General features: G+C 71.8%; 6 protein-coding genes. 3 read left to right on the top strand and 3 right to left on the bottom strand.

The genetic code is table 11. From position 1 onward, the window contains the following. The first annotated feature begins 58 nt into the window (after positions 1–58). Positions 59–667, top strand: coding sequence for a DUF6058 family natural product biosynthesis protein (locus ACWGH4_RS28300; protein ID WP_453465927.1), 609 nt, complete (start codon positions 59–61; stop codon positions 665–667). Here ACWGH4_RS28300 and ACWGH4_RS28295 read toward each other — a convergent pair. Genes ACWGH4_RS28295 through ACWGH4_RS28285 form a run of 3 tightly spaced genes read right to left on the bottom strand, consistent with a single transcriptional unit; the run spans position 648 to position 3,476 of the window. Further along, positions 648–1,817, bottom strand: a complete 1,170-nt coding sequence (locus ACWGH4_RS28295) for a DUF1266 domain-containing protein (RefSeq protein WP_453465925.1) — start codon at positions 1,815–1,817, stop codon at positions 648–650. The two genes, ACWGH4_RS28300 and ACWGH4_RS28295, sit on opposite strands and share 20 nt — an antisense overlap. Before the next feature lie 4 nt (positions 1,818–1,821). Then, entirely contained in the window at positions 1,822–2,523 is a 702-nt protein-coding gene (locus ACWGH4_RS28290; protein WP_453465923.1) for an LppU/SCO3897 family protein, read from the bottom strand. Between the two features lie 44 nt (positions 2,524–2,567). Further along, on the bottom strand, positions 2,568–3,476 hold the full coding sequence (locus tag ACWGH4_RS28285; protein ID WP_453465921.1) for an EamA family transporter: 909 nt from the start codon (positions 3,474–3,476) through the stop codon (positions 2,568–2,570). Positions 3,477–3,586: 110 nt separating this feature from the next. Between ACWGH4_RS28285 and ACWGH4_RS28280 the strand changes: the two genes are divergently transcribed. Continuing rightward, positions 3,587–4,495, top strand: a complete 909-nt coding sequence (locus ACWGH4_RS28280; RefSeq protein WP_453465919.1) for a LysR family transcriptional regulator — start codon at positions 3,587–3,589, stop codon at positions 4,493–4,495. A 183-nt stretch (positions 4,496–4,678) separates the two neighbouring features. Then, positions 4,679–6,505, top strand: coding sequence for a glycoside hydrolase family 3 protein (locus ACWGH4_RS28275; protein ID WP_453465917.1), 1,827 nt, complete (start codon positions 4,679–4,681; stop codon positions 6,503–6,505). Positions 6,506–6,579 lie beyond the last annotated feature (74 nt).

Genomic DNA, 6,579 nt, shown 5'->3' with positions numbered 1-6,579 from the left:
GCGCCGAACCGTCCCGGCTCTAGCGTGCACGGGACCGACTCACGAAGGAGCGACTCCCATGTACGAGCGCGAGATCGCGGCGCGTTTCCGCGAGGTCAACGGCGACCATCCGATGTCACCCGCGGACGACGCCTATGTGACCGCGCAGTTCGCCGTACTGGACGACCTGTGCCTGGTTTCCGGCCGCGACCCGGGCGCCGTACGGCTGATGATGCTGGCCGGGCTGCTGCCGCTGCCCGGCTATCTGCGCTCCGACGGCGCCCAGATGGTCCCGCACGACCTCTTCGCACCGGCGGAGGCGGCCGGCGGTCCGGAGAACCTGGAAGCCTGGTTCGTCGCACACTGGGCCGACCCGGCGGCGGGGCGCCAGGAGTGGGAGGCGTATCTGAGCGGCCAATACGTGTGCCTGCACTCCGTCACCCCGGCGTCGATACAGCGCAAGGAGCGGCTGACCGCCGAGATCACCGCGGCGCCGCACGACCCGGACGCCGGCACGCCCCGGTGGTCGGCGAGGCTGCACGCGGCGATCGACGAACTGGACGCGCTGGAGCCGGCGTTCGCCCCGTACGACCGGCTCCGTTTCGGTGGTCCGACCTCCCGCGACCTCTGCATCGACGCGATGCGCGCCCGCTTCCCGCAGGATCCGGCTACTGCCAGGGAACGGTGAGCCAGGGGCTTTCCGGGTCGGTGGTGAGCGTCTTGTGGATGGCGACGACCTCCGTGTACCAGGGGCCGAACTCCTCCTCGTCGAAGTGGAGGCACCGGCCGAGCGCATAACCGGCTCCGAAGTCCTCCCAGGACCGGTACACCGTCGCGCTCACCTCACCCGCACGGACCACGGCGCTTTCGGCCGTCGCCGGATCGCAGTACCGGGCGGCCAGGCCCCAGCGGGCCATGTTGGCCGCCCGGCCGAAGTCCCAGGAGAGGACCGACCTCACGCAGCGGCCCTCGGACAGGACCCCGTCGGCGCGGAAGCGCGCCTCGTAGCGGGTGATGCGCCCGATCAGCTGCTGGACTGCGTGGATGTCCTCCTCGGAGACCGTCTCCGGCTCCGCGCGGCGGCGCATGACGTGCGCCGCCGTCTCCTTCCACTGCACGGGATCGACGGTGTCTCCGTACTCACGCGCCATCGCGCGGCGTACGGAGAGGACGAACTCCCAGACGGGGCTCACGTACCGGCCCTGCAGCAGGTCCTCCTGGGTCCGGTGCCAGTCGTCGGCGCTGCGGATGCCCCACGACTCGTCCAGCGTCTCGCGCATCTGCCGGAACCCTTCGAGGTGCGAGGCCGGGGCGTTCCACAGGTCGCCCCTGTGCACGGCGAGTTGAGCGCCGCACGCCAGGCCTCTGGCCACCGGGCCCCGGGTCGGCCCGCCCACCCGCAGGGTGCGCAGCAGGCCCTTCTTCCGCGGGGTGACCCGTTCCGCGTGCTGCCGCCACAGGTGGAGGGTCTGCGGGTTCGCCGGGAAGTACGCCTCGCCGGGCGTGCCGGGGTTGACCGCGAGCCAGGTGGGGTCGTTGTCCCAGGTCCGTACGACACTCTTGAACGACGTGCGGTTGAAGACCGGGTCGGGCTGGGGCAGCGGCAGGGCGCCCTCGGTGTAGAAGGCGTAGCACCAGGTGCCTGTCACGGGGCTCCGGTAGGAGTACTGCGTTCCCGTGCCCGCTTCGGCGTCCGCACGTCCGACCGGGTAGTAGAGGTCCGTTCCGGACAGCGTGTCGAAGAACGATGCCCAGTCACCCCGCGTCTTCGCCTCGTGGAGCCGGTGTTCCACCTCGGTCGGCGCCTGCCATCCGTACGGCATCGCGGCGGCGGTCACGCGATCACCCTCTCCGCAGCGGCTCGAGGCACATGGCCTCCGCGCCGGCCGCGTACTCGAGGCGCATCAGCAGTTCGTCGCCGTCGCAGTCGGCGAGCCGCGCCGTGCGGTACTCCGCCAGGTGCGACCCGCAGTCCACCCGACGGATGTCCTGATCGGGCCATGTGCTGTGGTTCCTCACGCAGTCACCGACCCGGACGGAGGCCGCCGAGGGGCCGCTGTCGAACGCCGCCGTCGTGATGCCCGTCGCCAGCACGACCACCATCAGCACGATCGGCGTGAGGACGAGCAGGGCGGGAGGACGTGCCAGCACCCGCCTTCCCGGGTCCAGCGGAGGCCGCCAGCCGCCGTACGGAGCGGCGAGCCTGCGGAACCGGGAGCGCGGGCCGAGGTTCATCAGGACCGTGACCGGGGTGATGAAGAGCGACATCACGCCCCACAAGCCCTGCCACAGCGTGTCCGTGGTCATCCGGCGATGCAGCGATGTTCCGCACGAGCGGCAGAAGAACCCCTCGCGCTTCCGGGAACGCATGACCAGGAACATGCCTTGATGGCCGCGGATCACCGCGTGGACGGCGGGCAGCGAGCCGCACACCTGGCAGGGCACCGCGCCTCCTGGCCCCGCCCCCGTGTGCGCCTGGTACAGGTGCTGCTGCGTCGTGGCGTCGTACCCGGCCTGCCCCGGACCATAAGGCGGCGTGGACATGGGTGATCCCCCCGTCGGTCGATCTGAAGGATCACCCTAGAACGTCAGGTTCGAGCGGCTGTCAGCGGTTCATGGGACTCCGGTGCGGGCCGTGCCTGCCGGCGGCCCGGCAGGGACGTCAGCGCGACGCCGCCGACCAGCAGGGCCGCCGCACACCAGCGCAGGGGGTCGACCGGCTCGCCGAGGAAGAGGTACGCGGAGGACATCCCGAAGACGGGGACGAGGAGGGAGAACGGGGCCACGGAGGACGCCGGGTGGCGGCGGAGCAGCAGGCCCCAGGCGCCGAAGCCGAAGATCGTGGTCACCCAGGCGACGTAGAGGACGACTCCGGCGCCCGTCCAGTCCAGCGAGCGCAGGGCGGCCAGATCGCGGTCGGCGCCCTCCAGGAGGAGGGAGAGGCCGAGCAGGGGCAGGACGGGGACGGTGCTGACCCACACCATGAAGTTCAACGCGTCGGGCGGCGCGGCCTTGCGGGTCAGGACGTTGGAGACACCCCAGCAGGCGGCCGCGGCGACGACCAGGAGGAATCCGGACAGCGGGCCGGAGGCGCCCTCGTCGACGGCGGCGACCGCGATGCCCGCCAGAGCCACGGCCATCCCGGCGATCCGTATCCGCCCCGGCCGCTCGCCGAGTGCGGCGAAGGCGAACACGGCGGTGAAGACCGCCTGGACCTGGAGGACCAGGGACGAGAGTCCGGCGGGCGCCCCCAGGTCCATGCCCGTGAACAGCAGGCCGAACTTGGCGACGCCCAGGACCAGGCCGACCGCGACGATCCACTTCCAGGCGACCTTCGGCCGGCCGACGAAGAAGACCGCGGGCAGCGCCGCGGCCAGGAACCGCAGGGCGGAGAAGAGCAGCGGCGGGATGTGGTCCAGGCCGATCTCGATGACGACGAAGTTGACTCCCCAGACGGCGGCGACCAGTGCGGCGAGGGCGATGTGGGCGGGGCGCATGACAGGGAGCATCCCGCCACGGGACCGTGTAGCACCAGCGCGGATTTCTTCATGGTTGGATGAAGCGCTGCTGATGATTGCCGTCGATGAAAGCGTGAGTGGGGAGAGACATGCTCGACCTCGGCCGGCTGCGCGCACTGCACGCCGTCTCCGTCCACGGCACGGTGGGCGCCGCTGCCGCCGCGCTCGGCTACACGCCGTCCGCGGTCTCCCAGCAGATCGCCAAACTGGAGCGGGAGACCCGCACGACGCTCCTCGAACGCGAGGGCCGTGGCGTCCGGCTGACCGACGAGGCCACGCAACTGGCGGCGACCGCACAGCAGTTGCTGTCCCTGGTCGAAGAGGCCGAGGTGCGCCTCGAAGAGCGGCGCGGCGCGCCGGCCGGGCGGCTGACGATCGCCTGCTTCGCCAGCGCCTCCCGCGGACTGATGCCGTACGTGCTCGCCGACCTCGCCCGCCACCATCCCGGCCTGGACGCCCGGCTCCACGAGGTGGACCCTCATCTGTCCGTCGACCTCGTCGCCCGCGGCGCGATCGACCTGGCCGTGGCGCACGACTGGGACATCGCACCGCTGCCGACCCCGCCGGGAGTCGAGCAGGCCGTCATCGGCGACGACATGTGCGACGTGCTGGTCCCGGCCGGCCATGCCCTGGCCGCTGCCGACTCCGTGCGGCGCGAGGACCTCAAGGACGAGCGCTGGATCACCCAGCCGCCCGGCACGGTCTGCCACGACTGGCTGCTGCGGACCCTGCGGGCGGCCGGCTGCGAGCCGCTGATCGCCCATCAGGCGGAGGAGAACCACACCCAGGTCGCCCTGGTGGCGGCCGGACTCGGCATCGCGCTGGTGCCCCGGCTGGGCCGCGGGGCGCTGCCGCCCCAGGTGGTAGCCGTACGGCTGGCCCCGGTGCCGACGCGGCGGCTGCACGCCCTGTGGCGTACGGGGGCGGCGAGGCGGCCCGCCATCACGGAGACGGTGCGGACGCTGCAGAAGCTGTGGCCGGAGGTCTCCGCGCGCTGACCGCACTCGTCCGGGCGGGCCGTTCCGGCGCGGGCCGTCGGCCGCCGGTCCGGTGACGGTTGTGCGCGGGGCCTTGACCTGGCAGTTAGTTTCCGGATATCCGTGTCCCCTTGGCAGTTTCCTTCAACTCCCCTTGTGCCACACCCATGTCGAGCATGTAGAGCAAGGCCGGAAGGAGCACCAGTGCACGACCGGAACCTCTCCAGACGCACTCTTCTCACCGCGACCGCCGTCGCCGCGGGCGCCGTCGCCACCACCGCGCTACCCGCTCTCGCGGCGCCGGCAGCCGTTTCCCGCGGCACCAAGGACCGGCTCACGCGGCTCATCTCGAGGATGAGCATCGAGGAGAAGGTCGGCCAGCTCTTCGTGATGCGGGTCTACGGGCACTCCGCCACGGACCCGGACCAGGCCGACATCGACCTCAACCTCGAAGAGATGGGCGTGCGCAACGCCGCCGAACTCGTCGCCGAGTACCACGTCGGCGGCATCATCTACTTCGCGTGGGCGCACAACACCCGTGACCCGCAGCAGATCGCCGGCCTGTCCAACGGCATCCAGCGGGCCGCGCTCGCCCAGCGGAACCCCGTACCGCTGCTGATCTCCACCGACCAGGAGCACGGCATCGTCGCCCGCGTGGGCAAGCCGGCGACACTGATGCCTGGTGCGATGGCCCTCGGCGCCGGCGGATCCGCGCACGCCGCCCGCAAGGCGGCGCAGATCGCGGGCAGCGAGCTCGCCGCGATGGGCATCGTCCAGAACTACGCCCCCGTCGCCGACGTGAACATCAACCCCGCCAACCCGGTGATCGGCGTGCGGTCCTTCGGCGCGGATCCGGCCGCGGTCGCCCGGATGGTGGCCGCGCAGGTCAAGGGCTACCAGAGCGCGGGCATCGCGGCGACGTCCAAGCACTTCCCCGGACACGGCGACACCACCGTCGACAGCCACACCGGTATCCCGGTGATCACCCACACCCGCCAGGAGTGGGAGGAGATCGACGCACCGCCGTTCAGGGCCGCCATCGCCGCCGGCATCGACTCGATCATGACGGCGCACATCCAGTTCCCGGCGCTGGACGCCAGCAACGACCCGGCGACGCTGTCCCGGCCCATCCTCACCGGCATTCTCCGCGAGGAGCTGGGCTACGACGGTGTGGTGGTCACGGACGCGCTCAACATGGAGGGCGTGCGGGAGAAGTACGGCGACCACCGGGTGCCGGTGCTCGCACTGCTCGCGGGCGTGGACCAGTTGCTCAACCCGCCGGACCTCGCGGTCGCCTGGAACGGTGTCCTGGACGCCGTCAGGAACGGCGAGATCACGGAGGCCCGGCTCGACGAATCGATCCTGCGGATCTTCCTGCTCAAGGAGAAGCTCGGTCTGTTCCGCGACCCGTTCGTCCCGCAGCGGGAGGTGGGGCGCACGGTGGGCACGCCGGCGCATCTCGCCGCCGCCGACCGGATCGCCGAGCGGACCACGACGCTGCTCACCAACCCCCACGGACTGCTGCCGCTCAGCCGCCGCAGCCACAACGAGGTCCTGGTGGTCGGCGCCGATCCGGCGTCCCCCAGCGGCACGACGGGGCCGCCGACGACCGTACTCGCCGACGCCTTCGGCGAGCTGGGCTTCACGGCCACCGCCCTGTCGACCGGCACCGCCCCCAGCAGCGCGAAGATCACGGAGGCGGTCGCTGCGGCCAAGGGCAAGGACGTGGTCGTCGTCGGCACGTACAACGTCTCCGCGACCAGCTCACAGCGCACCCTCGTGGCCCGGCTGGTGGCGACCGGCGTGCCGGTGGTCGCGCTCGCCATCCGCAATCCGTACGACATCGCCAGGCTCGACGGGGTCGCGGCCGCCCTGGCGGCCTACTCCTGGACCGATGTCGAACTGCGGGCCGCGGTACGGGTGATCGCGGGCCACGCGGACCCGCAGGGCCGTCTGCCGGTGCCGGTGCAGCGGGCCGACGACCCGTCACAGGTGCTGTTCCCGATCGGGCACGGGTTGTCGTACCGGTAGCCGAGGACCGGTGGCCGCCGACCGGTAGCCGCCGACCGCAAGAGAAAGGGGCCGTGCCCGCAGCCGGAGAAGAC

This window comes from Streptomyces sp. NPDC054847 (assembly GCF_053610925.1).
This window is presented reverse-complemented; position numbering and strand designations above follow the sequence as displayed.

What these genes read in the sequence shown, in the direction of transcription:
- ACWGH4_RS28285 (WP_453465921.1), bottom strand. Translation starts at nt 3,476, where the DNA reads ATGCGCCCCGCCCACATCGCCCTCGCCGCACTGGTCGCCGCCGTCTGG.
- ACWGH4_RS28300 (WP_453465927.1), top strand. Translation starts at nt 59, where the DNA reads ATGTACGAGCGCGAGATCGCGGCGCGTTTCCGCGAGGTCAACGGCGAC.
- ACWGH4_RS28280 (WP_453465919.1), top strand. Translation starts at nt 3,587, where the DNA reads ATGCTCGACCTCGGCCGGCTGCGCGCACTGCACGCCGTCTCCGTCCAC.
- ACWGH4_RS28290 (WP_453465923.1), bottom strand. Translation starts at nt 2,523, where the DNA reads ATGTCCACGCCGCCTTATGGTCCGGGGCAGGCCGGGTACGACGCCACG.